The sequence below is a fragment of the uncultured Paenibacillus sp. genome (assembly GCF_963515335.1).
In the GTDB taxonomy this organism is placed as follows: domain Bacteria; phylum Bacillota; class Bacilli; order Paenibacillales; family Paenibacillaceae; genus Paenibacillus_I.
Genome location: NZ_CAUPYC010000043.1, coordinates 1 through 25405, shown reverse-complemented (window position 1 = coordinate 25405; position 25405 = coordinate 1). Strand labels below are relative to the sequence as shown.

28 protein-coding genes and 1 other RNA gene are annotated in these 25405 nt (G+C 57.1%); 18 read left to right on the top strand and 11 right to left on the bottom strand.

Annotated elements, in window-relative coordinates; genetic code table 11:
* The first annotated feature begins 38 nt into the window (after positions 1-38).
* Entirely contained in the window at positions 39-236 is a 198-nt protein-coding gene (locus RWM61_RS13730) for a cold shock domain-containing protein (RefSeq protein ID WP_314001688.1), read from the top strand.
* 144 nt (positions 237-380) lie between these two features.
* Positions 381-1121 carry a YebC/PmpR family DNA-binding transcriptional regulator gene (locus RWM61_RS13725; RefSeq protein WP_314001686.1) on the top strand — a complete coding sequence of 247 codons (741 nt, stop codon included), beginning with the start codon at positions 381-383 and terminating at the stop codon, positions 1119-1121.
* A 91-nt stretch (positions 1122-1212) separates the two neighbouring features.
* On the opposite strand, the gene RWM61_RS13720 is transcribed toward RWM61_RS13725, so the two are convergent.
* Together RWM61_RS13720 and RWM61_RS13715 are read right to left on the bottom strand one after the other, a co-directional pair.
* Complete coding sequence (locus RWM61_RS13720; protein ID WP_314001684.1) at positions 1213-1860, bottom strand: nitroreductase family protein; 648 nt, start codon at positions 1858-1860, stop codon at positions 1213-1215.
* 103 nt (positions 1861-1963) lie between these two features.
* Positions 1964-3154 carry an MFS transporter gene (locus RWM61_RS13715; protein WP_314001682.1) on the bottom strand — a complete coding sequence of 397 codons (1191 nt, stop codon included), beginning with the start codon at positions 3152-3154 and terminating at the stop codon, positions 1964-1966.
* 85 nt (positions 3155-3239) lie between these two features.
* Between RWM61_RS13715 and RWM61_RS13710 the strand changes: the two genes are divergently transcribed.
* The 4 genes from RWM61_RS13710 (at position 3240) to RWM61_RS13695 (ending at position 5900) form a co-directional block, all read left to right on the top strand.
* Entirely contained in the window at positions 3240-3557 is a 318-nt protein-coding gene (locus RWM61_RS13710; protein ID WP_314001680.1) for a hypothetical protein, read from the top strand.
* A gap of 20 nt (positions 3558-3577) precedes the next feature.
* Positions 3578-4663 carry a tetraprenyl-beta-curcumene synthase family protein gene (locus RWM61_RS13705; protein WP_314001678.1) on the top strand — a complete coding sequence of 362 codons (1086 nt, stop codon included), beginning with the start codon at positions 3578-3580 and terminating at the stop codon, positions 4661-4663.
* A gap of 61 nt (positions 4664-4724) precedes the next feature.
* Positions 4725-5693, top strand: coding sequence for a 6-phosphofructokinase (gene pfkA / locus RWM61_RS13700; protein WP_314001676.1), 969 nt, complete (start codon positions 4725-4727; stop codon positions 5691-5693).
* Between the two features lie 9 nt (positions 5694-5702).
* Positions 5703-5900, top strand: a complete 198-nt coding sequence (locus tag RWM61_RS13695) for a DUF3906 family protein (RefSeq protein WP_314001674.1) — start codon at positions 5703-5705, stop codon at positions 5898-5900.
* Positions 5901-5987: 87 nt separating this feature from the next.
* Here the strand turns inward: RWM61_RS13695 and RWM61_RS13690 are convergent, their stop codons facing one another.
* From RWM61_RS13690 to RWM61_RS13680, 3 genes are all read right to left on the bottom strand, one after another.
* Positions 5988-7196: a putative glycoside hydrolase gene (locus RWM61_RS13690; RefSeq protein ID WP_314001672.1), complete on the bottom strand. Its 1209-nt coding sequence runs from the start codon at positions 7194-7196 to the stop codon at positions 5988-5990.
* A 261-nt stretch (positions 7197-7457) separates the two neighbouring features.
* Positions 7458-7652: a hypothetical protein gene (locus RWM61_RS13685; RefSeq protein WP_314001670.1), complete on the bottom strand. Its 195-nt coding sequence runs from the start codon at positions 7650-7652 to the stop codon at positions 7458-7460.
* A gap of 145 nt (positions 7653-7797) precedes the next feature.
* Complete coding sequence (locus RWM61_RS13680; RefSeq protein ID WP_314001668.1) at positions 7798-8625, bottom strand: YitT family protein; 828 nt, start codon at positions 8623-8625, stop codon at positions 7798-7800.
* Between the two features lie 175 nt (positions 8626-8800).
* On the opposite strand from RWM61_RS13680, the gene RWM61_RS13675 reads away from it, so the two are divergent.
* From RWM61_RS13675 to RWM61_RS13660, 4 genes are all read left to right on the top strand, one after another.
* Positions 8801-10393 (top strand): DEAD/DEAH box helicase, encoded by a 1593-nt coding sequence (locus RWM61_RS13675; protein ID WP_314001666.1) that lies wholly within the window; start codon positions 8801-8803, stop codon positions 10391-10393.
* A gap of 107 nt (positions 10394-10500) precedes the next feature.
* On the top strand, positions 10501-11262 hold the full coding sequence (locus RWM61_RS13670) for a DUF624 domain-containing protein (protein WP_314001664.1): 762 nt from the start codon (positions 10501-10503) through the stop codon (positions 11260-11262).
* A gap of 88 nt (positions 11263-11350) precedes the next feature.
* Positions 11351-11534: non-coding RNA, 6S RNA (gene ssrS / locus RWM61_RS13665), on the top strand.
* 174 nt (positions 11535-11708) lie between these two features.
* Complete coding sequence (locus tag RWM61_RS13660; RefSeq protein WP_314001662.1) at positions 11709-12101, top strand: DUF1499 domain-containing protein; 393 nt, start codon at positions 11709-11711, stop codon at positions 12099-12101.
* Between the two features lie 137 nt (positions 12102-12238).
* On the opposite strand, the gene tpx is transcribed toward RWM61_RS13660, so the two are convergent.
* Complete coding sequence (gene tpx, locus RWM61_RS13655; protein WP_314001660.1) at positions 12239-12757, bottom strand: thiol peroxidase; 519 nt, start codon at positions 12755-12757, stop codon at positions 12239-12241.
* Positions 12758-12900: 143 nt separating this feature from the next.
* On the opposite strand from tpx, the gene RWM61_RS13650 reads away from it, so the two are divergent.
* Both RWM61_RS13650 and RWM61_RS13645 read left to right on the top strand, forming a co-directional pair.
* Positions 12901-13509 carry a rhomboid family intramembrane serine protease gene (locus tag RWM61_RS13650; RefSeq protein WP_314001657.1) on the top strand — a complete coding sequence of 203 codons (609 nt, stop codon included), beginning with the start codon at positions 12901-12903 and terminating at the stop codon, positions 13507-13509.
* Positions 13510-13517: 8 nt separating this feature from the next.
* Positions 13518-14423, top strand: coding sequence for a LysR family transcriptional regulator (locus RWM61_RS13645; RefSeq protein ID WP_314001655.1), 906 nt, complete (start codon positions 13518-13520; stop codon positions 14421-14423).
* 59 nt (positions 14424-14482) lie between these two features.
* Here RWM61_RS13645 and RWM61_RS13640 read toward each other — a convergent pair whose 3' ends face one another.
* Positions 14483-15166, bottom strand: coding sequence for a zinc metallopeptidase (locus tag RWM61_RS13640; protein WP_314001653.1), 684 nt, complete (start codon positions 15164-15166; stop codon positions 14483-14485).
* A gap of 33 nt (positions 15167-15199) precedes the next feature.
* Complete coding sequence (locus tag RWM61_RS13635) at positions 15200-15643, bottom strand: MerR family transcriptional regulator (protein ID WP_314001707.1); 444 nt, start codon at positions 15641-15643, stop codon at positions 15200-15202.
* 436 nt (positions 15644-16079) lie between these two features.
* On the opposite strand from RWM61_RS13635, the gene RWM61_RS13630 reads away from it, so the two are divergent.
* The 3 genes from RWM61_RS13630 to RWM61_RS13620 are packed head-to-tail and all read left to right on the top strand — an operon-like array spanning position 16080 to position 19260.
* On the top strand, positions 16080-17381 hold the full coding sequence (locus tag RWM61_RS13630; RefSeq protein WP_314001705.1) for an ammonium transporter: 1302 nt from the start codon (positions 16080-16082) through the stop codon (positions 17379-17381).
* A 51-nt stretch (positions 17382-17432) separates the two neighbouring features.
* Positions 17433-18506, top strand: a complete 1074-nt coding sequence (locus RWM61_RS13625) for a DUF294 nucleotidyltransferase-like domain-containing protein (protein WP_314001651.1) — start codon at positions 17433-17435, stop codon at positions 18504-18506.
* A 16-nt stretch (positions 18507-18522) separates the two neighbouring features.
* Complete coding sequence (locus RWM61_RS13620) at positions 18523-19260, top strand: exonuclease domain-containing protein (RefSeq protein ID WP_314001649.1); 738 nt, start codon at positions 18523-18525, stop codon at positions 19258-19260.
* On the opposite strand, the gene RWM61_RS13615 is transcribed toward RWM61_RS13620, so the two are convergent.
* Positions 19225-19677, bottom strand: coding sequence for a M67 family metallopeptidase (locus RWM61_RS13615; protein WP_314001647.1), 453 nt, complete (start codon positions 19675-19677; stop codon positions 19225-19227). The two genes, RWM61_RS13620 and RWM61_RS13615, sit on opposite strands and share 36 nt — an antisense overlap.
* A 93-nt stretch (positions 19678-19770) precedes the next feature.
* On the bottom strand, positions 19771-21072 hold the full coding sequence (locus RWM61_RS13610; RefSeq protein WP_314001646.1) for an MFS transporter: 1302 nt from the start codon (positions 21070-21072) through the stop codon (positions 19771-19773).
* A gap of 140 nt (positions 21073-21212) precedes the next feature.
* On the opposite strand from RWM61_RS13610, the gene RWM61_RS13605 reads away from it, so the two are divergent.
* Positions 21213-21743, top strand: coding sequence for a TlpA disulfide reductase family protein (locus RWM61_RS13605; RefSeq protein ID WP_314001644.1), 531 nt, complete (start codon positions 21213-21215; stop codon positions 21741-21743).
* Positions 21744-21848: 105 nt separating this feature from the next.
* On the opposite strand, the gene cimA is transcribed toward RWM61_RS13605, so the two are convergent.
* A complete protein-coding gene (gene cimA, locus RWM61_RS13600; RefSeq protein WP_314001642.1) occupies positions 21849-23459 on the bottom strand; it encodes a citramalate synthase in 1611 nt (536 codons plus the stop codon).
* A gap of 185 nt (positions 23460-23644) precedes the next feature.
* Here cimA and RWM61_RS13595 point away from each other — a divergent pair, with 185 nt between their 5' ends.
* A complete protein-coding gene (locus RWM61_RS13595; protein ID WP_314001640.1) occupies positions 23645-24949 on the top strand; it encodes a DNA polymerase IV in 1305 nt (434 codons plus the stop codon).
* 46 nt (positions 24950-24995) lie between these two features.
* The gene (locus RWM61_RS13590) at positions 24996-25238 is read left to right on the top strand and encodes a ferredoxin (protein WP_314001638.1); all 243 of its coding nucleotides are present in this window, start codon (positions 24996-24998) and stop codon (positions 25236-25238) included.
* The last annotated feature ends 167 nt before the right edge of the window (positions 25239-25405 follow it).

Below are 25405 nucleotides of genomic sequence, written 5' to 3'. Positions count from 1 at the left end.
CGCCGTCATAGCGGCGTCATTTTTAGGAGGTTGTTCATTTGAAAGGAACAGTTAAGTGGTTTAACGCAGAAAAAGGCTACGGTTTTATCCAAGTTGAGAACGGTGAAGACGTATTCGTTCACTACTCGGCCATTACCGGCGATGGCTTCAAAACGCTGGAAGAAGGTCAAACGGTCGAATTCGAAATCACGAGCGGCAACCGCGGACCGCAAGCGGCTAACGTAATCAAGTTATAAGATCAAGGAAACTTCTTATAATATAGCGTATAGCACATCAGACTCCGGAACTTCCGGAGTCTTTTTTGTGCAAAACATTTTTGACCGAACGAATGCGGTAATGATAAACTGATTGGTGGAATTATTCCCGGGAGGACGAGACGCATGAAATTCAAATTGTTTAAAGACCGCAAAGGGAAAGCCGATCAGGCTAAAAATAACAAGTTCGTCAAGCTCGGCCGTGAAATTTACGTTGCCGCCCGCAAGGGCGGGCCGAACCCGGAGGCGAATTACGCGCTCAAGACGGCGATCGCCAACGCGCGCGCCGAGCAGATGCCGATGGACAACATCGAGCGCGCGATCAAAAAGGCGGCGGGAGCCGGCGAAGCGGAGGATTACGAGGAAATCATCTACGAAGGCTACGGACCCGGCGGCGTGGCGATCATGGTCAAGTGCCTGACCGACAACCGGAACCGGACGGCCGCCGACGTGCGCGCCGTCTTCAATAAACGCGGGGGCAACATGGGCGAGAGCGGCTGTGTCGCCTACATGTTCGACGAGAAGGGACTGCTCGTGATCGACCGCGAGAAGCATGAGGCGGACGAGGATACGATGATGATGCAGGCGCTTGAAGCCGGCGCGGAGGATATCATCGTGAATGAGGAGTCGTTCGAGGTGCTGACCCATCCGCATGATTTCGAGAAGGTGAAAAGCGCGCTCGAAGCGGAAGGCTACGATTTCTCGAGCGCGGCGGTTCGCTGGCTGCCCCAGAATACCATTAAAGTGGAAGGCGATAATGCCGACAAGCTGATGAAAATGTTGGACGCCTTCGAGGACAACGACGATGTGCAGGATGTTTTTGCGAACTTTGAAATCAGCGAAGAGGAAATGGCGAAGCTGGGGTAAAGACGGGGAAGGGGATCGGCCGGGTCATAGGAACGAAAGGACGATGCCGAGCGCGGATCATGCGCCGCTGCCGGATCGTCCTTTCTCTTTTTTATTCGATGATCGTCAGAATGGCGTCCACTTCCTTGCGCGGCAGCTTGCCCGGCGTTTCCGACGGATGGCCGAGCGCAATGACCATATTGACCTGCCGCGTGTCGTCGATCCCGAGATACTGCTTCATCGGGCGCTCGGCAAGCAGCACCGGACCGGTCATCGGGCAGGTGGCCAGCCCCATGGCGTGTGCCGCCAGCATCAAATTTTGCGAAGCGAGACAACTGCTCTTGATTCCTTCCTCGCGCCATACCTCCTCGCCAACCAGGGCGATCGGATCGAATATGCGCTCCCGGAATTTCGAGTTGTACGGCGTCGCCAGACAAACGATGAGCGCCGGCGCATCCGAGAATGCCGTGGCGTAAGGGCCGAACGATTTCACGAGCAGGCGCGCTTCCTTGTTTAGCCCTTTGGCTTCGGCGGCTTCGGCGCGAGCATGCAGCTCCGCCCAGGTCATGTCCTCGATCGCCTTGATTTTCTCCTTGTTGACGATCGCGATGAATTCCCACGTTTGCGAGTTCGTATCGCTCGGCGCGTAGCGCGCGCAGTCGATCAGCTCGCGGATTTGCTCCGACGTCACGGGACGGTCGCTGAATTTGCGTACGCTCCTGCGGTCGTGCACGATCTGTTTGAATGCCAAGTAGTCCATGTTTTTCGTCCTTTCCTGCGGTCGCGCGCATCCGCGGGCTTCTTTTGAAGCGAGACGGACGCGCAATCTCATTATAGGAGAATTTGCGGGAAACGCAAGAGGACTAGCGGTTCCGGCCGGTCAGATGAAGCACGATGAAGCCGGCGCCGGCGGCAGCGGCGAACAGCGAAGCGGTCATGAAAAACCATTGCGGTCCGAACGTTTCGAACCAATAGCCGCCGACCGTTCCGCTGACGACCCCGGCAATGCCCGCCCATACGACCGCGTACAGGGCTTGTCCGGAAGAACGGAATTCATCCGGGAGGAGATAGGTCATATACCGCAGCGAGGTCGAGAAGAAAATGCCGAACGATACGCTGTGCATCAGCTGCAGCAGAATGACGTAGGACGGATCCTCCAGACGGGACATCAGAAAATAACGGAGGGCATACATAAAAGCGGCCACAGCGAGCAGCGGCAGCTCTTTAAGCTTATGGCCGTATTTGCCGAGCAGGTACAGAACCGGAATTTCGCTGAGCGCGGAGGTCAGCCACGCGGAGCCGATCAGGCTCTGGCTCGCTCCCATCTCCCGCAGCGTCAGGGCGAGAAAGCCTTCATACATCCGGTGGGCGACGGACAGGATGAGCGTGATTGCGAAGAAGGCGACGATAGACGGCTTGCGGATCAAGGCGAAGAGGCCCGAGAATTCCATTTTGCGCACTTCGCCTTGGTAATCCCGCAGCGTGAAGGAGGCGCAGAGCGACAATGCCACCAGCGCCAGGATGACGGTAACCGTGAAGCCGGAGCCTTGCTCCTTCAGCAGAAGGCCGATCGCGAAGGCGGAAAAGGCGAAGCCGATCGAGCCGTAAATCCGGATGGACGGGTAGTTGCGTCCGGTGTGGGCGGCGGAAAGCAGCGCCAGGCTGTCGCTAAGCGGCTGCACCGGCGTCTGAAACAGATAGAACACGGTCATGATGGCCAGCACCCAGCCGAATGCTTCGACCTGCTGCAAGGCAATGAGCATCAACAGCTGTCCGGCGAAAAGCAGCACGAGCAGCTTCTTGATCGTTCTGTATTTATCGCTGGCCAGACCGGTCAGCAAATTTCCGGCGATGGACACCGCGGGACCGCTTGCATAAATAAGGCCGATCTGGGACGGCGTAAAGCCGCGGTCGGCAAAATAAAGCGGCAGATACGACACAAGCATGGCCATCGTCGAATAAAAAAAGTACATGTGGGCGCGGAGCAGCACCGTCTCTTTCATCGATCCGGGTCTCGTCAACGCCTGGTGTGCGGATTCGGTCCGTGCATTCATCAGGCTCACTTCCTGTAGCGGCAATTTCATCCGTGTGCTGGATTTGTATGTGCTGAAATGGTACATTATTTGTTGGAGGTTTACAATGGGGAATATTGCATTTCGATTGAGCGGGAGGCTCGGCATCGATCTGCCGGTTGTCGACGGTGAATGGGATGACATCCCTGAGACCGATCGGGCGGCGGCTTTGACGAGATGGGAAAGCATCCGGGGCTCGATACCGGACCGTGTTTTTGCGCTGGAGCGGCAGATCAATACGCTTCAGGCGCGGCTCTTCGAAGAGGACGATTTTGAAGCTTCCTGCGTGCTTAATTCGGATATTGCCGAATTGGCCAGCCGGATCAACGACCTGCATATCTGGTACCGCATCAATCAGGAGATTGAAACGCGGCGCCATTCCTGAAGAAGGACGGAGGCGCCAACGTGAACGTGCAAACGGAAGCGGCGCGGCATGCGCCGCAGAACCCGGTCCTTCTTATGTATCGGGTTTATAAATATATTTTTCCAGATGTATATGCGGAGCTGGCCAAATGGAAGAAGATGGCCTCGGCAATTCCGGACGGCGAGCTGAGGCGGCAAGCGTTGGCAAGCATAGCGACAAAGCAGTTTCATTGCGAAGGCGGGGCCGTCTATGCGGCTGCGCGGCTCGACCGGCGCGGCGAGTTGATTCCGTTGATCGTGGCGCTGCAGACGATCAGCGACTATCTGGATAATCTCTGCGACAGGAGCACCTCGCTCGACGCGGACGACTTCAGGCTGCTGCACCGCTCCATGCTGGACGCGGTCGATCCGGATGCGGAGCCGATTGATTATTATGCGCTGCGGAAAGAAAGCGACGACGGCGGCTATCTGCACGCGCTGGTGCGCACGTGCCAGGCCCATGCGGCGATGCTGCCCGGCTATGATAGGGTGAAAGCGCATGTTTCCCACTTGGTCGGCCTATACGGCGATTTGCAGGTGTACAAGCACATCGCAATGGAGCGGAGACTGCCGTTGCTGACCGCGTGGTGGGAACGCCACCGTTCGGATTATCCGCATTTGCGGTGGAACGAGTTCGCCGCCGCCGCCGGCTCGACGCTCGGCATGTTCATGCTGTTTGTGGAAGCATGCCGTCCGGATTTGACCGAAGCGGACGCCGAGAAGACCCGCCGCGTCTATTTTCCGCACGTGTGCGGCCTGCACATCTTGCTCGACTATTTGATCGATCAGGAAGAGGACCGGCTCGGCGGGGATCTGAATTTCTGCCATTATTACGCCTGCCGGGACGAAATGCTCGAACGTCTTCGGATGGTTGTCACCCGTGCGCGCGAGGACGTTCGCAGCTTGCCTGCGCCAGGGTTCCACCGCATGATCATCGAGGGCCTCCTTGCCTTGTATTTGTCCGATCCGAAGGCGAGGGAGCAGGCGGACGTTCGGGAGGTGGCGGGCATCCTGATGAAGCGGAGCCCGGCGACACGCACCTTTTTCTGGCTCAACAGCATGTGGATCCGCGCCAAGCAGCGTCAATAACGCCCCGCATGCTTTCCTGGCATTGCTTCATTCATTATTACATTATCAGGGAGGATTCATCATGTCAGCAGTCAAAAAAATCGCAGTATTAACAAGCGGAGGCGATTCGCAAGGAATGAACGCCGCGGTGCGTGCCGTCGTTCGAAGCGCGCTGTTCAACGGTCTTGAGGTTTACGGCGTGCAGCGCGGCTATCAGGGCCTGATCAACGACGATTTGCGTTCGATGGATTTGCGCAGCGTGGGCGATATTATCCAGCGCGGCGGCACCATTCTGCAAACCGCGCGCTGCAAGGAGTTTCTGACGACGGAAGGACAGCAGCGTGGCGCGGACGTCCTGCGCGCCCGCGGCATCGACGGCCTGATCGTCATCGGTGGCGACGGCTCTTATCAGGGCGCCAACAAGCTGAGCAAGCTCGGCATCAAGACGATGGGCTTGCCCGGCACGATCGACAACGACATCTCGTTCACCGATTTCACGATCGGTTTCGATACGGCAGTGAGCATTTGCGTCGACGCGATCAACAAGCTGCGCGATACGATGACGTCCCATGAGCGCTCCTCGGTCGTCGAAGTCATGGGACGCCACTGCGGCGATATCGCGCTTTACGCCGGCCTGGCGAGCGGCGCCGAAACGATCATCGTGCCGGAGGTGCCTTATGACATCGATGCGATCGCCGGACGGATGCGGGAAAATTTCCAGGCCGGCAAGCGGCACAGCATCGTCATCGTCGCGGAAGGCGCCGGCAACGGCCAGGAAATCTCCGCAGCGATTACGGCCCGCAACGGCATCGAGCCGCGCGTAACGGTGCTCGGCCACATCCAGCGCGGCGGTACGCCGACGCACAACGACCGCATTCTGGCGAGCAAGCTGGGCGACTTCGCGGTTCAGAAGCTGATGGGCGGCGACTCCGGCAAGGCGTGCGGCATCATCGACGGCAAGATGGCAGCGACCGAGATCGACAAGGTTGTAAACACGAAGAAGCCGTTCAACATGGAGCTGTACAACCTGGCGCTTCGCCTGTCGCAATAGGTGCGGGACATGTTCCTTTACAAAATCGAAATCGAGCTGCCCGGGAAGCTGGCGCATCTGATTCTATTGGCGGACAACGACGAAAAGGCGTTCTCGTATGCGGAGAGCCACGTCGCCCGTCATTTCGTCAAAACGCCGGAGATCCGCTCGATCGCCATCGTCGAGAAAAAACGCCCCGAGCTCGGCTCGGGTTTCTTGATCGAATAGGTCTTTGCAGCAGCAGCAGCGAAAAGCCCGCGTTCCCAGGGAAGGGGTGCGGGCTTTTCCGTTCTAAAGGATTTATCTATAAGTGCATTATTTATAGCTGACGCCCGGCGAATAGTTGTTGCCTGCGTTCCAGAGCAGGTATTCGTCCACGCCGGTGTCCTTCAGCGCCTTGATTTGCGCCTCCACTTCGGCTTTGCCGTATTTGATGTATTTGCCTTTGCCGAGCCAGCTTGCGGTAAAGTCCTGGATCCACGGCCGAACCACAGGCTTGAAGCTGCCGATCGGATTCAGCTTCTTGTTCGTATCGAGCATGGAGCCCTTGATCGTCGCATACGGGTTCGTGTCCGGATTCGCGACGTCGAACCAGCCTGTCGAATAATGGCTCGGATAGACCATCGGGCTGATCACGTCGACATATTTGGAAATTTTCACGAAGTCCTGGCCGATGCCTTCCGCAGCCGGCACGGAGGCGGCATAGCCGAATATATCGACCGATACGCGGATGCCGAGCGGCTCGAGCTGCTGCTTCGCATACTTGACGAAGCCGGCAACGACGTCGACGCGGCTTTCCTTCGTCTTCTCGTACTTCAGGAAGTCCGCTTTCTTCTCAAAGCCTTCCGGGAAGCGCACGTAATCGAACTGGATTTCTTTGAAGCCGAGCTTCGCCGCTTCTTTGGCGATCGCGATATTGTAGTCCCACACTTCCTTGCGATACGGGTTGACGAAGCTTTCGCCCCTTCCGTTGGCCCAGACCGTACCGTTTCCTTTGCGGAAGGAAAGCTCCGGTTTTTTCTTGGCCAGCACGGAATCCTTGAAAACGACGATCCGGGCGATCGGGTAAACGTTGTCCGCCTTCAGCCGGTTCATCAGCTTGTTGACGTCGCGAATGTACTTCTGCGCCGTGCCGAGCTTCAGCAAATCCGGATTGGCCGTCGGATAGGTGATATAGCCGTTATCGTCCTTGATATCGATGACCATGCTGTTCAGATCGGTATCCTTCACGAGCTTCAGCAGCGTTTCCATGCGGGAGCCGCCTGCGCTGTGCGCCGTTACGTAAATGCCTTTGATCTTCGGAGCGTCGGGTTGGGGATCTTTCTTCACATACTCGGCGGGAGCACCGTTCGTCTTGCCGTCCGGGCTTGCGCCAGAATCCGAAACCGCGCCTGACGGCGTCGCCGCCACTTGACTTCCCTGGTTGCCCGCCATGGCCAGCATATCGGCGACACCCGAGGGCTGGTCGGCGTTTCCTCCCGTAACCCCGAATACGAGCAGCATTAACGCAATGACCAAATCCATGTTGTTCCTCTCCCTATCACTCTAGTCTCCTAAATTATAAAACAGATTGGGAGTGTGAGACACAGGTATTTCGTAGGATTTGTAAAACGGTGTTGGGTTTTGTTGAGCGATATTCGCCTATGCCGGCCGTTACTGCCATTATATGCGGGGCCCGTGCGGCATAGGACGATTAGGAAGGGGGAAGCAGGGGGAAAGGCAAAATAATCTCCAAAAAAATAACGGGAACGTTTCCGTTCCCGCCCTTGACCCTATCCACTCATGTTAATGCAGCATGACCTGCTTCTGAATCTCGTAAATACTGTGCTGCACGATTTCAATCGCGTCTTCCGGCTCCAGCACGGCCAGCCCTTCCCGAAGGACGATGTTCATGTTCAGCTCCCGCTCGGTAAGGAAGGGGACCAATTCCGGCGCCAACTTTTCCACAATCCGAGATAACGTTACGGTTTCCATATCCATCTTGCATCACCCTTTCCTCGAATGTTTTCAAAGAATACGGGTAAAACGCAGGGCTAGAAACGAGCGCTTGTGGGACATTTTCATTATACCAGCATTTCGATAAAAAAAATAGGTCGATCCGCCGCGCCCGTTCGTCCTTCCCCGGTCAGATCCGGCGAAATTCGCCGATCACGCCCACGGTTTCAACGATGTTGACGAACGCCTTCGGATCGAGCGTCCGGATCGTTCTGCGGAGCGCCGCCAGCTCGTAGCGGGTGGTAACGGTCATCAGCATATCCTTCTCGGTGCGGTCATAGGCGCCTCTTGTCCGGATAACGGTCACGCCCCGCTCAAGGGTGAGCAATTTGTCTAACAATTTTTCGGTTTCGCGGGTAATAATAAAAGCGGTCACCTTTACTTGACGGATATGGACGAGGTCGACGACCTTGCCGGCGGCGAAAATCGAGAGCATGGAGTACAGCACGATGTCCCAGTCTCCGGTCTGCAGAGCCAGTGTGCCGATGACCGCTCCGTTGAGCAGAAAAAGAAGCATGCCCACCGGTATGTCGCGCTTGCGGGTGACGATGGACGCGATGACGTCGAAGCCGCCGGACGATCCGCCGAAACGCAGGGACAGGCCGCTCCCGAAGCCGAATATGACGCCGCCGAACACGGCTCCGAGGACCGGATCGGTTACGAGCGGGCTAACCGGGATAAACTGCATCAGGAAAGTTGCCGCGGCTACGGAATAGATGCTCCACAGAACGAACGAGCGGCCCAGGACGAACCATCCCCAGGCGAGCACGGGGACATTGAGCGCGATGTACATTAGATTTACGGGCCAGCCGGTTGCATAACCGAGCATCATCGCGACGCCCGACAATCCGCCGCTCAGCAATCGGTGAGGGATGAGCATCTGGTTGAAGCCGAAGGCGATTAAGAAAGCGCCGACCGTCAAGCCGGCCAACGAGCCCGCCGAGCGTATGGCGTTCATGGAGGTGATCTCCTTTCAAGTCTTCGCGGAACGTGTGAGACTGGGCACGCACCGTCCGGGAAATAGAATTAGGTTCCCCAATTACCGTTCGCTGGTATTCACATTCCGAACTGTGCTATAATGATTGGGATATTTTCAAGAAGAACGCACAGAGAAAAAAGGAGTATGAGAAAGTTTGAAAACATTTGCTGAATTCGGCCTGGAAGCGAAAGTGCTGCAGGCCATCACCGAGTTGGGCTTCGAAGAGTCGACCCCGATTCAAGACAAAGCGATTCCGATCGCGCTGACCGGATCCGATCTGATCGGACAAGCGCAGACGGGTACGGGCAAGACGGCTGCTTTCGGCATCCCGCTCATCAACAAAATTCCTGTCAGCGAGGAGCGGATCGTCGCGCTGATTATGACGCCGACACGCGAGCTCGCGATCCAAGTCGCCGACGAGATCGGCAAGCTTGCCCGCTACAAAGGCGTCCGGACGCTGCCGATCTACGGCGGCCAGGATATCGGGCGGCAAATCCGCGCCCTGAAGAAGCGCCCGCATATCATTATCGGTACGCCGGGACGGCTGCTCGACCATATCAACCGCAAGACGATCAAGCTGGACGACGTGCAGACCGTCGTGCTTGACGAGGCGGACGAAATGCTGGATATGGGCTTCATGGAAGACATTACGAGCATCCTGAGCCTTGTGCCCGAAGAGCGCCAAACGATGCTCTTCTCGGCAACGATGCCGCCTAACATCCAGAAGCTGGCGCAGCAGTTCCTTCGCAATCCGGAGCACGTCTCCGTTATTCCGAAGAACATAACGGCCCCATCGATCGAGCAGGCTTACATCGAAGTGCATGAGCGCCAGAAGTTCGAGGCGATCAGCCGGCTGCTCGACATGGAGTCGCCGGAGCTGGCGATCGTATTCGGGCGCACGAAGCGCCGCGTCGACGAGCTGAGCGAAGCGCTGCAGAAGCGCGGATACTCCGCGGACGGCTTGCACGGCGACTTGTCGCAGAACCAGCGCGACGCGGTCATGCGCAAATTCCGCGACGGCAGCATCGACGTGCTGGTCGCAACGGATGTGGCGGCGCGCGGTCTCGACGTTTCCGGCGTCACGCACGTCATCAACTTTGACCTGCCGCAGGACCCGGAAAGCTACGTTCACCGGATCGGCAGGACCGGACGCGCGGGCAAGGAAGGAACGGCCTGGTCGTTCGTCACGCCGCGCGAGCTGGATCATTTGCACTTCATCGAGAAGGTTACTCGTCAGAAAATCGCCCGTAAGCCGCTTCCAAGCATCGCCGAAGCGATCGAAGGCAAGCAGCGTTTGACGGCGGAGCGCCTGATCGAGGTCGTCCAGAACGATGAAATCCAGGAATACAAGGGCCTTTCGATTCAATTGCTGGAGCAGTACGATTCGGTTCATCTTCTTGCGGCAGCGATGAAGCTGCTGACCGGCGAGAAGAAGGACGTCAGCATCGAGCTGACGCCGGAGGATCCGATTCGGGCCAAGAAACGCAGGCCCGACGTTCGCTCCAGCGGGCGCCGCTTCTCCGGCGGCCCGTTCGGCGGCGGCAACCGGAGCGGGAGCGGCGGCGGATACCGCGGGGGCGGCTCGCGTGACGGTCGCGCGGGCGGCGGATACCGCGGCGGTTCGCAAGGCGGCGGAGGCTATCGCGGCGGAAGCGGGGGCGGCTCGCGTGACGGTCGCGGGGGCGGCGGATACCGCGGCGGTTCGCAGGGCGGCGGCGGGTATCGCGGCGGCTCGTCCGATGAGTAAGCTTTGCATTTAAAGACGGAACCGGGACAATCCGGCCGGCCCGCATCTATAGGCGCGGAACGGATTGTCCCGGTTTTTTCTTCACTGAACAAACCGGAGGGATTCGGATGGAGATGCGGGGCCTTATGGGAGGCTTCTATAAAATTTCGGAATGGATTATGCGGTTATCGGTGACGAACGTATTATGGGTTATCTGCTCGCTGCCGTTCCTGTATTTGCTGCTTGTTCCGTTATTCGTTTACAACACGGTGGAAGAGCTTGACCAGCTGCTGGCAAGCCTGATGCTGGCGGGCGCGGCGGCACCGTTCTTTTTCTTTCCGGCGACGTCCGCGATGTTTACGACGGTCCGCAAATGGGTGATGGGGGAAGTCGACGCCCCATTGTTGAAAACGTTTTTCCGAGGCTACAAGGAAAACTATGTGAAGAGCATGCTGGGCGGTTTGCTGTACACGCTTATTTTCGTCATCATTATCGTCGATTACCGTGTATACTTGTCGGGCATTCAAGGCTTGCAGCTCCTATCCTATATTTTTCTGGGGCTCGGGCTGCTGCTGGTCGTCTCGTTGTTTAATTTCTTCTCGCTGATCGTTCATTACCATAAGTCCACGTTCCAGCTCGTGAAGGATGCGATCCTGATTACGATCGGCCGGCCGTTCCGCTCGCTGTCGACGGTGCTGGTCTCGGTGGCGATTTTGTTTATCAGCACGCGCTTCACCTTCCTGTTCCCGTTTTTCACCGGCAGTCTGATCGCTTATATGGCGTTCTTTAACTTTTACCAGGTTTACCTGAAAATGAAGGAAATGATGGAGCGCCAGGAGCAGCTGGAGCAGCAGGAACGGGAAATCGCGGAGCAGGAACCGAAGCAATAAACGCAAGCGGCCAGGGCTGGCAACTATTTTCAGTCGTTTGGGGCCTCCGCGAGGTTTACTTTTGCGCCGGATAACTCTATAATGATGGTACATCCTGCGATGTTCGTTACGGCTTATACGTTGTTTTGAACCAATGGCTGTTTCTAGGGAGACCAATATCGAAGCGCGGCTGTCATGCCCTCGAAAAGGGACTTCAAAAACGCTTCTGCGATCACCCACCTGCGAGAGCGGGTTCAGAAACAAGATAGCCGGACGGCATTGGCGGGTTTTTGCCGAATGCGACCGCTCCTCACTTGTTGTCCCTGCGGGGTACGACGGATGGGGAGTTTTTTGCTTTTTTTTCAAGCGGCAGTTCATTTATAAGGAGCCTCAATATAGGTTTTCTCATATTTAGTTTCATGGTATCATATAGGATAGCAGAAAGAGATGCCTGAGGGGGAGATCGCTTGTTGAAGCGCACGCTGGTCGGATTGATCCGCAGTCATGAGCAGACGGGGGACAAGGCCAAAGATCCGCTGTTGAAATCACATTACTACAAGATGTCCAAAGACAAGGCCTGGGAGGAAGTCGTCTCTACACTGAAAAAGATGCAGGGCTACAAGGTGCTTCACGAGGTGGAATCGGTCGGTGAAATCGTCGTCGAGAAGCGGACTGTGTCGGGGCGTACGATGGACATTACCGTATCGATCATCAGCATCAATCCGGTACTGGCGGCAGTCGACATTTATTCCGCTTCCAGGGGCTCCTTCGGCGATTTGGGCTCCAATTACCGCGTCATACTCGACATTTACCGCGCACTTGACAAGAAGCTGGCCGCTTACAAGGCGGAACGGCAATAATCGGGGGCAAAAAAGCGAGCCGGGGTTTAAAAAGCCTCCGCTCGCTTTGTTATTGCCGTTATTTACCGTAACATGGGCGTCCCCGAAAAGTAATCGGCATAAGCTTCAGAGCCCGGCTTCCCTTTTTGGGGATTTTTTTACACGAGAGCTTTGGCCGCTTCGATCGCTTTCTCGTAATCCGGATGCTCGGTCATTTCCTTCAAGTACTCGACGTACTGAATCGTGTCGTTCGCATCGATGACGAAGATCGCACGGAAGTCGAGGCGAAGCTCCTTGATCAAGGTCCCGTACGCTTCGCCGAAGTTGTTGTCTTTGTAGTCGGAGAGCATGACGACCTTGTCCACGCCTGCGGCGCCGCACCAGCGGGCTTGCGCCATCGGAAGATCGACGCTGACCGTGAGGATTGCCACATTGTCGCCAAGGGCGGCGGACGCTTCGTTGAAACGGCGCGTCTGCGCGTCGCATACGCCGGTGTCGATCGACGGCACGACGCTGATCAGCTTCACTTTGCCGGCGAAGTCGGCCAGCGTAACGCTTTCCACAAGGGATTTGTTGAGCCGGAAGTCGGGCGCCTTGTCGCCTTTCTTGAGTTCTGGTCCGAGCAGCGTCAGCGGATTGCCTTTGAGCGTCGCCACGCCTGCGCGTTCTTGTGCCATTATTGTTTCCTCCTCTATTTGATTGCTTGTACCGTCCTTTATTATAATCGGAGATGAAGGCCATTGTCCAATCATTGGCATTGACCGGATGAGCCGGAACCGCTTGCGCTATCGAACGTACATCATAACGGGAGGAATGACCGATGATTTTTTTACGCTACGAGAGCTTCCGTAGCTATGTACGTTTATATCCGGTGACGGCAGCGATTCTGGCGGTCAATCTGATGGTGTTTATCGCGGATTGGCTGTTCCTTGGGCGTCTGCTGACCATGTGGGGAATGTTTTATCAGGAGCCTGGCAACAACCTGTTCGGCTTGCAGCAGCCTTGGCGCTACGCGACGTCGATCGTCCTGCACGCCGGCTGGCAGCATTTGCTGTTCAACAGCTTTTCGATTCTGGTGTTCGCGCCTCCGCTTGAACGGCTGCTTGGGCATGCGCGGTATTTGCTTTTCTATATCATGGCCGGTATTCTCGCCAACGCGGTCAGCGCGGTCGTCTATGCCGGCTCCGAGCAGTTGTCCGTTGGGGCTTCCGGCTCCATTTACGGAATTTTCGGCGCTTACCTGTACATGGCGGTGTTCCGCAAATACGCGATGGATGAGGCGTCCCGCAAAACAGTCTATACGATCCTCGTTTTCGGTTTGATTTATTCGGTATTGTCGCCTAATATTAATATTTGGGCCCACATCGGCGGCGGCATTGCCGGTTTTGTCATGATGGGCATGTTCGTCCGCGGAAGAAAGCGGAGTTAGGGGAAGTTATGGAACTGAGGCAGTTGTATTATTTTGTGGAAGTCGCGAACCGCGAACACGTGACGCGCGCGGCGGAGGAGCTGCATGTGGCGCAATCGGCCGTCAGCCGGCAGATACACCAGCTCGAGGAGGAGCTCGGCGTCAAGCTTTTTCTGCAAAAAGGGAGAAATCTTCAGCTTACGCCTGTCGGCCAGCTGTTTCTCAAGCGCGCCGAGTCGATCATCGCCGACCTGGAGCGCGCGATCGTTGAAATTCATGAATTTATGGATCCGGAGCATGGCGAGATTCGGCTGGGCTTCCCGCACAGCCTGGGCATTCATTTGATACCGAAGGTGGTCGCGCTGTTCCGGCGCGCGCATCCGAATGTCCGTTTCCGCTTCAAGCAAGGGATGTACCCGTCATTGATCAAGGACGTCGTCAACGGCGAGGTGGATCTCGCCTTTATCTCGCCGCTGCCGGAAAAAGTGGAGCATATATGCGGGGACATCGTGCTGACCGAGAAGCTGTACGCCATTTTGCCGCCCGGCCATCCGCTGTCGCACGAAACGTCGATCGAGCTGTCGCAGCTGAAGGATGAGAGCTTCGTGTTGTTCAGGGAAGGTTATTCGTTGCGCCCGATCGTGTGGGATGCGTGTCTGGAGGCGGGGTTTACGCCGAAAATCGCGTTCGAGGGGGAAGAGACCGATACGATTCGCGGCTTGGTCGCGGCCGGCATGGGCGTCAGCCTGCTGCCGGAAATGGCGCTGTTCCAGATCGGCCCGTTCCAGCCGGCCAAGGTGGAGATCAGCTGTCCCGAAGTGACGCGCACGATCGGGCTCATTCATCGCTCGAACGAGAAGCTCCCGCTGGTCGCCAAAGTGTTTCATCAATATTTGCTCGATTATTTCTCCGACTCGTTGACGGGGAGCAAGTGACGGCAATGGAGCATAAAGAAGCCGCCTTCGGTCGAAGGCGGCTTGTTCATGTCCAGACGTTACTCCCGGTTGGAGGTAAAGATCATAATGTACTTCAGCAGCTCCAGGAGCGAGATCAGCGCGGCCGCTACATATGTCAAAGCGGCGGCGTTCAGCATTTTCGCCACGCCACGTTCTTCCTCGTTCGTAATGAACCCTTCGGCGATCATCAGGTCTCTCGCCCGGCTGCTGGCGTTAAATTCGACCGGCAGCGTAACGAGCTGGAAAGCGACCGCCGCCGAGAAGAAGATGATGCCGAGGCCGATCAGGTTAAAAGCGCTGAAAAGGAAGCCGGCGATCAGCAGAAACGGCGCGATGCCGGATGCGAACCGTACGATCGGGAACATTTTGTGCCGTAGCACGAGCATCGGGTAGGAGACGCTGTGCTGGATCGCGTGGCCGACCTCGTGGCAGGCGACTGAAACGGCCGAAATCGAGTTCTCGTAATAAACCGGCTCCGACAGGCGGACAACCCGGTGAATCGGGTCGTAATGGTCGGTCAGGCGGCCGGGAATCGGCTCGATCGGCACATCGTGCAGGCCGTTGCTGTCGAGCATCCGGCGCGCCGCTTGGTAACCGGTCAGGCCGTAAGCGGTCGGCACTTCAGCCCAACGATTGAACGTGCCCTTGACGCGGAATTGCGCCCAGATCGAGATGCCGAACGCAACGAGAATGAGCCAATCCATCGGGTAAAAAAATAACATGTGTATCTCCCTCCGTTGTTATTGAAGTCCTCGCTACATAAGAGGCCCTTTATTGATCAGAATCATGAGCGCTTCGATGCAAGCGGCCGTCTGGGGCATCAGGCGTTTATACACGTTCTTCGCCTGCTGCGGCTTCAGTCGGCCGATGACCGGCTCAAGCTCCTTCACATCCCGCTGCAACTGGGTCAGATGAAGCTGCAGGTCCGTCAGCTTGCGGTGGATGTGCTCCTCGGGCGAAACCTTGCTCCATTGGTCGAGCACGCTTTTGATCTCATCCAGCGTGAGTTTTTCTTTTTTCATCTGTTCAATACGTTCGAGCCGGTCCAAGGTTTCAGATCCGTAGAGCCGGTAATTTTTTGACGACCGTTTAACCGGTTCGATCAGGCCGATCGTCGTGTAGAAATCGATCGTCCGCGGGCTGACGTTCGCCTGCCTGGCCAATTCTCCAATGCGGTACAGCGCTACTTTATCCCCAATATCCTCACCCGCTTTCCGTTCCTTATACTCTTACCGCTATAATACCCAATTTAGAACCGTACAGTCAAACGTGACGGTTTTGTGTCCGGCGACCGGCGTCATATATTCCTACATAAATGAAAGCATTGATCCGCGGCGGAGGGTGCGGCTTCGTTCATATTTGAAAAAACGCGAAGAATCGGCCTTGTTTTTGACGAAAATCACATCAAAAATGGACTAAAACCTAACATTAACGCTGATTAAACAGACGAACGTTAGAATTTCGACCCCTTTGACTCGAAAAAATGCAAAAAACATATTGTCAAACCGGGTGGTTCTGTCTATAATGACATTAAGTATTTCACACTAGGTTAGAAAACATCACATTAAGGGAGTGGTCGTTGTGGTCAAGAAAATTTTGCTAACATTAGGAGCGTTGTCGTTATTATTCCCGGCAATGGCCTTCGCGGCGCCGTCCGCGGGAATGCTGAACATGGGGCTGAATACGCTGTGGATTTTGCTCGCCGGGGTTCTCGTTCTGTTGATGCAAGGAGGTTTCATCCTGCTGGAGAGCGGCTCCACCCGTATGAAAAACGCCGGCCACGTCGCCGGTAAAACGATCTTCACGATGGGCTTGGCATCGCTGATTTATTGGGCGGTAGGCTACGGCATTTCGTTCGGGCCGAACGGCACCGATTTTTTCGGACTCGGCAGCTTCTTCTTCAGTCCTCCGATTGTGGCGGGCGAGGGTGACGGCTACGCAACGACGGCCTTCTTCATTTTTCAGCTGATGTTCGCGACCATCTCGCTGTCGATCGCCTGGGGCGGTTTCGCCGAACGCGCAAAGCTCTCATCTTATTTGATTTTTACGATTTTCTTCGCTTCAATTATTTATCCGGTTGTGGCAAAATGGATTTGGGGCGGCGGCTGGCTGGCGCAGGACGGCGCGCAGGACTATGCGGGCTCCACTGTCGTTCACTGGACGGGCGCGCTTGTAGCTTTCGCGGCGACGGTGTTGTTGAAACCGCGGATCGGCAAATTTAATAAAGACGGCTCTGCCAACGAAATTCTCGGGCACAACCAGGTATTTACGGCGCTTTCGGTTCTGTTGCTTTGGGTCGGCTGGTTCGGCTTCAACGCGGGCAGCGCGCTCAGCGTCGGCGACGGTTTCTTCGCTTATGTCGCGTTCAATACGCAGCTTGGCGCGGCTGCGGGCGCTGTAGCGGCGCTTCTGATTTCATGGGCGGTGACGGGCAAAGCCGATATCACGACAATGCTGAACGGCGCGCTCGCCGGTCTGGTCGCCATTACCGCATCCTCGGCGTTCGTTGAGCCATGGGCGGCAGTCGTCATCGGTTTCATCGCAGGCATTCTGGTATTTTACAGCGCCAAATTTTTCGAGAAAATGAAAGTGGACGATCCGATTTACGCCCTTTCCGTACACGGCGCAGCCGGGGTTTGGGGCACGCTGGCAAACGGCTTCTTCGCGACGCAAGAGCTGGCCGAGAAAGTCGGCGTCGGTCAAGGCGGATTGTTCGACACGGGCAGCTGGTACCAATTGTGGGTTCAATTCGAGTCGGTCGTCACAGTCGGCGCGTTCGTGCTGATCGCCTCGTTCCTGATTCTGGGCGTTATGAAAATGATCATGGGTTTCCGCGTTACCGAGGAGCAGGAGATTATCGGTCTCGACTTGAGCGAGCACGGCAACTACGGTTACCCGGAACAAATGAAAAAAGCGCAAGAAAGATTGAACGCCTGATACCGGATTCGCGGTACGGCGTCAAGACCGACCGAGGGGAGAGAGCGCCGAATGAACGATCCGGTAATGGCGCGGCTTTACGGACTTGTCGGCACCGCCGGGCATGTCGGTGAGCTGCGCAGCTTGCGGGATCAGATTCAACAGCGAATGCAGTCGCTTCTCCCTTCGGCTTCCGTCGAACAATTCAATAACGACCTGAACGGGATGCACGATGCGCTTATTGCGCGCTGCATTTTCCTGGCAGAGCAAGAGATGGCACGGGCGGGAAACGGTTCTCCCCCCGTGCCATACGCTTATTTGTTGTTCGGCAGCGGCGGCCGGAGGGAACAGACATTGGCAAGCGACCAAGACAGCGGCATGCTGTACGACAATCCCCCCGAATCGATGGACGGGGAACAGGTGCGGCACTATTTTCACACCTTCTCACAGGTCATCGTCGACTCGCTGCGGCAAGTCGGATATCCGCCTTGCGAAGGCAACGTCATCAGCTCCAACCCGGATTGGTGCGATTCGCTCCGCGGTTGGATGGAGAAGCTCGACCGATGGTTTGACGAGGCGCATTGGGAGGCCGTCCGCTATCTGCTGATCATCGCGGACGGGCGGATCGTAAGCGGGGATCCGTCGCTGTCGGACCGGTTGAAGGAGCACTATTTTCGCGACACGCTGGATCACCCGGTTATCGTGAGAAGGATGCTGGAGAATACGCTCCGGCACAAGGTGCTGATCGGCATATTCGGACAGCTGCTCACGGAACGGTACGGCCGGGAGTCGGGCAGTCTGGATATTAAATACGGAGCTTATATTCCGCTTGTCAATTCGATTCGTTTGCTGGCGATTCAGGCCGGTATCCGGACGACATCCACGCTGGAGAGGATACGGGCGCTGCGCGAAGCCGGCAAGCTTTCGGAGCACGATGCGGACAATTACGCTTCCGCTTTCCGTTTGTTTCTGCGGCTTCGTCTTTATACGACCGCTCTCGCGGAGGAAGGGACGTACGGGAGCAGCGGCAAGCTGCCCGGCAGCCGGCTGACGAAGCAGTTGGCGCGCGAGCTGAAGCGTGGTCTTCTGACCGGCAGAAAGCTTCAGCGCCGCGTCCTGAGGCAGACGCTCGGCAAGCTCAAGTAAGGCGGAGGGGAGTAAAATGAAGGAACAGAAGGGCGTCGGACGTGCCTGGCATTTATACAAAATGGGAGGCATCACGCCCGCGATCGCTTCGATGCTGGGCCAGCAGAACGCTCAGCAGATGGCTTTTATCCGCTCGATGTCGAGGGAGCAGCGCAAGCAATTGACGCTGGAGCAGCCGCTGAGCGAAATGGAAACGGTCGTCTTCGATCTGGAGACGACCGGGTTTTATCCGTATAGCGGCGACGAGATCATTTCGGTGGGCGGAGTCGCGATGAAGGGGGATCAGATGCTGCCGTCCGGGCAGTTCTACAGCCTCGTCAATCCGAAGCGCAGGATTCCGCGCCATATTACCGAGTTGACGGGCATCACGAACGCGATGGCCGAGTCCGCGCCCGACCTGATGCAGGTGCTGCACGATTTCATGGAATTCGCCGGCAAGCAGCGGGTGCTGATCGCGCACGGCTCCGGGCATGACAAGCAGTTTTTGAATGCGGCGCTGTGGCGGACCTCGAAGGTCAATTTGACGCACCGCGTGCTCGATACGATGATGGTCGCCAAATGGCTGGAGCCCAAGAGAAGCGGCTACGGGCTCGATGAGCTGCTGGAAAGCTACGGCGTCGAGGTTACGCAGCGGCACCACGCGCTTGAGGATGCGATCATGACGGCAAAGCTGTGGCAGCGGTTTTTGGCCCTTATTTTTTTACGCAATATAATCACTTTAGGCGATTTGTACGCTTACTTGAGTAAACATTAACGCGCCCGATGCGTCTTTCTGCGGCAGGTAAGCCTTGATCAGCGCGCCGCGGTCCCTTCCGCTCAGCGATACGATCCAATACGAGGCGTTCGGGCTGCCCGGCCAACCGGCCGCATCGGCGAGGGAAGGGAGCGTCGAGCCGCTCGGGTGGGAATGATAGAAACCGGCAATCGTTTGCCGGTTTTTTGCGATGCGGTAGAACGTTTCGATCCAGGCTGCGGGCTCGAAGGCGAATCGCCGTTCGGGACGGCCCGACGCATTCGGAATCGGGTGCACCCCGTTCACAGGCCCGGGCGTCCCGCCATGAGCGGGCCGCGACGCCGACAGCACGCCGCACGCCTCGTTCGGCCATGCGGCGCGGCAAACGTGCTGTAATTGTTCATAAGCTTCCGCTGTAATATGCAATGGGGATTCCATCGGCCTGCCGTCACCTCGTTTTCTCGGGAGCGTTCCATACGGTTGCCGCGCTTTCGCGACTATCGGTAGTATACCGCATAAGAAGCGGCCCTGTCAGGCGGCTCCGCCCGCCCGCGCCGGCGGCTTGACGAGGAAGAAGATAAAGGCAAGCGCGATGGCCGACAGAACCGACACGGTTGCGAACAGAACCGTGCGGGAAATGCCTCCCAGCCATTCGAATATCGGCGGGCCGAATGCGACGCCGAGAAAGCGGAGGCTGCTGTAAAGAGACGTAATCATGCCCCGGTGGGCCTTGTCCACAGCGCCCGTGATTAGCGTGTTCAGGCATGGAAGAAGCAAGCCGGTGCCGACGCTGCTGAGGGTGAGCAGCGCGATGAGCAGAATCAGGTTGCGTTCGCCCCATATCGCCACGGTCAGGGAGACGGCCATCATGAGCAGGCCGACGTTCATGAGAACACGCATCAGCTTGCCGTTGTTCTTGATGATGCGGCCTGTGGTGTAGGCGGTAACGACGAGGCCGACAAGCGGGATGGCCAGCACGCCGCCCTTGGCGACGCCGTCGATCGAATAGGGCGGCTTCTCGAGCATGTTGGACAGAAAGAACAATACGCCGAACAGGGTGAACAAGGCGAGCGAGCCGGCGATGAAGGCCGGAATCAGCCAGCGGCCCTTTTTGCGGAATACGCCGGCGACGTTCGAAGCGTACTCGCGCAGGGACGGCGCCTCTTTTTGGCCGGCAGGCTCCTTGATCAGAAACATCATGGCGAGCAGGGACAGCGCGCAGAACACGGGGAAAGCGAAAAAGGGCGCATACCAGACGATCAGCGCGAACAACGACCCCAGAATCGGACTGATGACTTTACCGGTCCCGTTGGAGGCCTCGATCATTCCCAGCGCTTCGCTTTCGGCTCCGTCCTTATACATATCGCCGACCAAGGCCATGGCGATCGGAGCCGTACCCGCGGCGCCGAGCCCTTGCAGGGCCCTGGCGGCAATCAGCACCGGATAGGATTCCCACAGCGCGCCGAAGCCGGCCAGCACGCCTGCTGCGCCGTATACGGCAAGCGAGGGGAGGATGATCGCTTTGCGGGAGAAGCGGTCCGACAAATAACCGGCCACAGGTATAAATACGCCGGCCGTAACGGAAAATAATGTAATGACAAGGCTGGCCTGAAGGGAGCTTACGCCCATTTGCTTCTCCAGCTCCGGCAAAATCGGCACAAGCATGGAGTTACCCAGCACAAGCACCATCGGGACGGTCGCGAGCGCGATATATTCGATCCACTTCGATTTCCTTCCTCCGCCGGGTTGTTCCTCTTTCTGTGACTCCGACGCATGAAAACGGCCTTTGTCCGCGCCGCCGCCGTAGCTCCATCCGGCTTTCGCTTTTTGCATGGGTACCAACCTCCGGTTCTCGGTGATAAAGGAAATCCGTTTGTTAATGTACCCCCTTGCTTGAACCGCCATTCCGCCTCGTGATAAGATGGCTTTAACGGACGTGAAAGCATACAGGAAGCAGGAAAGTAGGAACATGCATGCAGAGACGATGGCCGCTCTTGATCATTATGGCGCTGCTCGCGGTTTTCGCCTTGTACCAGTACAACGGCAAAGACCGGAGCGCCGCCGCGCCGACCGGCGAGGTCAAACCGAAAAAAGGCTACGCCGCTCCGGCGTTCGATCTGCCCGATCTGGACGATCGGACGGTGCGCGTCGGTGGGCCGTCCGATAAAGTGGTGATGATCAATTTCTGGGCCTCCTGGTGCGGGCCATGCATTCTGGAAGCGCCTGATTTGCAAAAGCTGCATGAGCGTTATCGGGATAGAATGACGCTGATCGGAGTCAACGCCACCAAGTATGACAGGGAACGCGAGGCCCGGCAATTCGTGGATGAGTTCGGCCTTACGTTCACGGTTCTTATGGACCGGGAAGGGGCGGTGACCGATTTGTACAATGTGGAGCAGTTTCCGACGACGCTGCTGGTCGACAGGGACGGCGTCATTCGGGAACGGGTCACGGGTGTGATCCCGATAGCCAAATGGGAGTCGCTCATCGCAAAGTGGAGCTGAACGGTTCTGGGGGCGGTAAAATCTTTATCAGTAAACCAACAAACGGCAATGGGATCCGCAGGTTCGGATTCCATTGCCGTTTGTTGTTGTTCGGCTGCATCGGTGTCAGTGGTTGACCAGGCCCAGTTGTGCGCGCATCGCCTGCCCGCTCTCCTGCTTTTCCGAGCCGAGCAGGGCGTAACGGATGCTGTCGACCAGCGCTTCCCAGCTGGCTTCAATGATATTGTCGGACACGCCGACCGTGCTCCATGTGTTGTTGAAGTCGGTCGATTCGATCATAACGCGCACCTTGGCGGCGGTAGCGTCCTTCTCGTCGATGACGCGCACCTTGTAGTCGGACAACACGACATCCATAATATCGGGATAGAATTGGACCAGCGCTTTTCTCAGCGCGTTATCCAGCGCGTTGACCGGTCCGTTGCCCTCCGCGGCCGTATAGACGGTTTGTCCGTCGACGTTGATTTTGACGATCGCCTCCGAGACCATTTGGCCGGCCGACTTCTCGACGAGCATTTTGAACGATTCGAGCCGGAATATTTCCTTCGTCTCGCCGAACGCTTCCCGCAGCAGCAGCTCGAGAGAGGCGTCGGCCCCCTCGAATTGGTAGCCTTGGTGCTCGAGGTCCTTGATCTTGTCGATGATCGATTTCGTATGCTCATTGTTTGCGTTCACGTCGAGGCCCATCTCCTGCGCCTTCGAGATGATATTGCTCTGTCCTGCCAGCTCCGACACGAGCACGCGCTGCTTGTTGCCGACAAGCTCGGGCGCAATGTGCTCATACGTTTTGGAGTCCTTCATGACCGCCGACACGTGGATGCCGCCCTTGTGCGCGAAAGCCGCGCTGCCGACGAAAGGCTGGCCGACCGGCATATGGGCGTTGGCGATTTCGCTGACGTAGCGCGCGGCGCTCGTGAGCTGCCGCATTTGCTCGTCCGCGATGCAGCGGTATCCCAACTTAAGCTGCAAGTTCGGAATGATTGAGCACAGGTTGGCATTGCCGCACCGTTCGCCGTATCCGTTGATCGTGCCCTGTACCTGCGTGGCGCCCGCCTGTACCGCCGCCAGCGTATTGGCGACCGCCAGCTCGCAGTCGTTATGGGTGTGAATGCCGATCGGCGCGTCAAGCTCACTGCTAACGCGCGCCACGATGTCGCGAATTTCATTAGGAAGCGTGCCGCCGTTCGTATCGCACAGCACAAGCCAGTCGGCGCCGGCTTCATGCGCCTTGCGAAGCGCCGCGAGTGCGTACTCGGGGTTGTGCTTGAATCCGTCGAAAAAGTGTTCGGCGTCGTAGATCGCTTCCATGGCGTGCCGCTTCAAAAAAGCGAATGAATCATAGATCATCGACAAATTCTCGTCGAGCGTCGTCTGCAGGGCGGTATGCACATGGAAATCCCACGCCTTGCCCACCAGCGTCGCCGCAGGGACGCCGGATTCGGCGATGCGCTGCAGGTTGCCGTCCTGCTCGGCCGTGATATTTTTTCGCCGGGTGCTGCCGAACGCCGTAATTTTGGCATTCAACCGCAGCTCCTTCGCCCGTTTGAAAAATTCAATGTCCTTATTGTTGCTGCCCGGGTTGCCGCCTTCAATATAATGAACGCCGAGCGTATCCAGCTTCCTGGCAATTTTGATTTTATCGTCCGCCGAGAGGCTGATGCCTTCTCCTTGCGTGCCGTCTCGCAGCGTTGTGTCAAACACGAATATTTCGCCAGCCATCGCGGGACGCTCCTCCTTCGCATGCCTACTGCAATTCATAATTTACTATTATATCATCTAATACGCGCGGCGGAAACCCGTTATAATCGGCCGATAGCGGCGGATGCGGCCCATACGTTGACCCGGCTCGTCCGCGGGGGTATGCTGATAGTGAAGCCTTCGGGCCGAGGGGAGGAATAGCGGCGATGGCGGACGGCAATCGTAATGGAGGCGGCAGTAAAGCTTATCCGGCGAACGGGCGCGTGGTGCTCCATCTGGATATGAACGCATTTTACTGCTCCGTGCATGAGGCGGAAGAGCCCGGGAAATACGGCGGCAAGCCGACGGCGGTGGCCGGCAGCGTGGAGCTGCGCAAAGGCATCATCGTGACTTCCTCCTACGCGGCCAGACGGCTGGGCGTCAAAACGGGCATGAAGGTGCGGGAGGGCTTGAAGCGGTGCCCCGGGCTGGTTCTCATCTCGCCCGACTTCGACCTGTACCGGAAATATTCGCGCGGATTTCTAAGCATCGCCCGCCAGTATACGCCGCTCGTCGAATCGGTGTCGATCGACGAGTGTTATCTGGATATAACGGGCTCCAAGCCATTCGGCACGCCGCTCGAGATCGCGAACGCGATTCAGAGCCGGATCCGGTCCGAATGGTCGCTGCCCTGCTCGATCGGCATCGCGCCCAACAAGCTTCTGGCCAAGATGGCGTCGGATATGAAAAAACCGAACGGCATAACCGTGCTTCGCATCCGGGACGTACCGCTGCTGTTGTGGGATAAGCCGTGCGATTCGCTGTTCGGCGTCGGCGGCAAGACGGCGGAGAAGCTGAAGCGCATGAACCTGCATACGATCGGGCAGTTGGCCGCGGCCGACGAGATGCTGCTGGTCAAGCAATTCGGGGTTGCGGGGCATTGGCTGAAGCGGGCCGCGAACGGCATCGACCATTCGCCGGTGAACCCGGTCCGCGAGAAAAACAAGTCGATCGGACATACGACGACGCTTCCTCACGATGTAACGGACCGGGGCGAGGCGCATCGGATTTTGCTGAATCTTTCGGACCAGACGGCACGGAGGCTGCGCCGCCAGAAGCTGATGGCCGCCACCGTCCAGATTGCGATCCGGACGCCGGAGATGAAAACGATCACCAGGTCGGCTACGCTGGCGGTTCCGACCGAAGCGACCGGCATCATACATGCCGAGGCGTGCAAGCTGTACGACCGGCATTGGCCGGCCGATGCTCCTGTGCGGCTGCTGGGAGTGACGCTGCAAGGCCTGAAGGAGCGCGACGAGACGGCGGTCCAGCTCGATCTGTTCGATTACAGCAGCCAGCCCAAAAAGGAGGCGTTGATCCGCGCGATGGACGCGTTAAGGGACAAGTTCGGGGAGAATGCCGTGCTTACGGCGGGCATGTTGGGCGAAGACCCGTCGACACGCATCCGAAACCATCGAATTCGCGGCACATCCTTGCAATCGGACGAGCATTTATTATATATTGATGATTGAGGGATATACCAACGGTTGACGATCGATTCTAGGAGGGACCAAACTAATGGCTAAGTTTACATGGGTAGAGAAAGATACTTGCATCGCTTGCGGCGCATGCGGAGCTACGGCGCCCGACATTTACGATTACGACGACGAAGGCTTGGCCGAAGTGATCTACAACGGTGACGGCAACACCGGGAATACCGAAATTCCGGAGGATCTGTACGACGATCTGCAGGACGCATCCGACGGCTGCCCGACCGACTCGATCAAAATCGCCGACACGCCTTTCAATAAAGAAGGCTGATCGGTTCGCCGTTATAACGAATATCGTACCTCCGGCTTGCATCGACAAGCGCGGAGGTTTTTCTTTGTTTTTCGACATCTTTATATTGCCAAATATAGGATGGCTGCACTAGAATACATGACCTATGCAGTTCAAGTCAGTAACTGGTAATCAGTCATTACGCCAAA

What these genes read in the sequence shown, in the direction of transcription:
- RWM61_RS13725 (WP_314001686.1), top strand. Translation starts at nt 381, where the DNA reads ATGAAATTCAAATTGTTTAAAGACCGCAAAGGGAAAGCCGATCAGGCT.
- RWM61_RS13720 (WP_314001684.1), bottom strand. Translation starts at nt 1,860, where the DNA reads ATGGACTACTTGGCATTCAAACAGATCGTGCACGACCGCAGGAGCGTA.
- RWM61_RS13715 (WP_314001682.1), bottom strand. Translation starts at nt 3,154, where the DNA reads ATGAATGCACGGACCGAATCCGCACACCAGGCGTTGACGAGACCCGGA.
- RWM61_RS13710 (WP_314001680.1), top strand. Translation starts at nt 3,240, where the DNA reads ATGGGGAATATTGCATTTCGATTGAGCGGGAGGCTCGGCATCGATCTG.
- pfkA (WP_314001676.1), top strand. Translation starts at nt 4,725, where the DNA reads ATGTCAGCAGTCAAAAAAATCGCAGTATTAACAAGCGGAGGCGATTCG.
- RWM61_RS13695 (WP_314001674.1), top strand. Translation starts at nt 5,703, where the DNA reads ATGTTCCTTTACAAAATCGAAATCGAGCTGCCCGGGAAGCTGGCGCAT.
- RWM61_RS13690 (WP_314001672.1), bottom strand. Translation starts at nt 7,196, where the DNA reads ATGGATTTGGTCATTGCGTTAATGCTGCTCGTATTCGGGGTTACGGGA.
- RWM61_RS13685 (WP_314001670.1), bottom strand. Translation starts at nt 7,652, where the DNA reads ATGGATATGGAAACCGTAACGTTATCTCGGATTGTGGAAAAGTTGGCG.
- RWM61_RS13680 (WP_314001668.1), bottom strand. Translation starts at nt 8,625, where the DNA reads ATGAACGCCATACGCTCGGCGGGCTCGTTGGCCGGCTTGACGGTCGGC.
- RWM61_RS13670 (WP_314001664.1), top strand. Translation starts at nt 10,501, where the DNA reads ATGGAGATGCGGGGCCTTATGGGAGGCTTCTATAAAATTTCGGAATGG.
- tpx (WP_314001660.1), bottom strand. Translation starts at nt 12,757, where the DNA reads ATGGCACAAGAACGCGCAGGCGTGGCGACGCTCAAAGGCAATCCGCTG.
- RWM61_RS13650 (WP_314001657.1), top strand. Translation starts at nt 12,901, where the DNA reads ATGATTTTTTTACGCTACGAGAGCTTCCGTAGCTATGTACGTTTATAT.
- RWM61_RS13645 (WP_314001655.1), top strand. Translation starts at nt 13,518, where the DNA reads ATGGAACTGAGGCAGTTGTATTATTTTGTGGAAGTCGCGAACCGCGAA.
- RWM61_RS13640 (WP_314001653.1), bottom strand. Translation starts at nt 15,166, where the DNA reads ATGTTATTTTTTTACCCGATGGATTGGCTCATTCTCGTTGCGTTCGGC.
- RWM61_RS13630 (WP_314001705.1), top strand. Translation starts at nt 16,080, where the DNA reads ATGGCCTTCGCGGCGCCGTCCGCGGGAATGCTGAACATGGGGCTGAAT.
- RWM61_RS13625 (WP_314001651.1), top strand. Translation starts at nt 17,433, where the DNA reads ATGAACGATCCGGTAATGGCGCGGCTTTACGGACTTGTCGGCACCGCC.
- RWM61_RS13620 (WP_314001649.1), top strand. Translation starts at nt 18,523, where the DNA reads ATGAAGGAACAGAAGGGCGTCGGACGTGCCTGGCATTTATACAAAATG.
- RWM61_RS13615 (WP_314001647.1), bottom strand. Translation starts at nt 19,677, where the DNA reads ATGGAATCCCCATTGCATATTACAGCGGAAGCTTATGAACAATTACAG.
- RWM61_RS13610 (WP_314001646.1), bottom strand. Translation starts at nt 21,072, where the DNA reads ATGCAAAAAGCGAAAGCCGGATGGAGCTACGGCGGCGGCGCGGACAAA.
- RWM61_RS13605 (WP_314001644.1), top strand. Translation starts at nt 21,213, where the DNA reads ATGCAGAGACGATGGCCGCTCTTGATCATTATGGCGCTGCTCGCGGTT.
- cimA (WP_314001642.1), bottom strand. Translation starts at nt 23,459, where the DNA reads ATGGCTGGCGAAATATTCGTGTTTGACACAACGCTGCGAGACGGCACG.
- RWM61_RS13595 (WP_314001640.1), top strand. Translation starts at nt 23,645, where the DNA reads ATGGCGGACGGCAATCGTAATGGAGGCGGCAGTAAAGCTTATCCGGCG.
- RWM61_RS13590 (WP_314001638.1), top strand. Translation starts at nt 24,996, where the DNA reads ATGGCTAAGTTTACATGGGTAGAGAAAGATACTTGCATCGCTTGCGGC.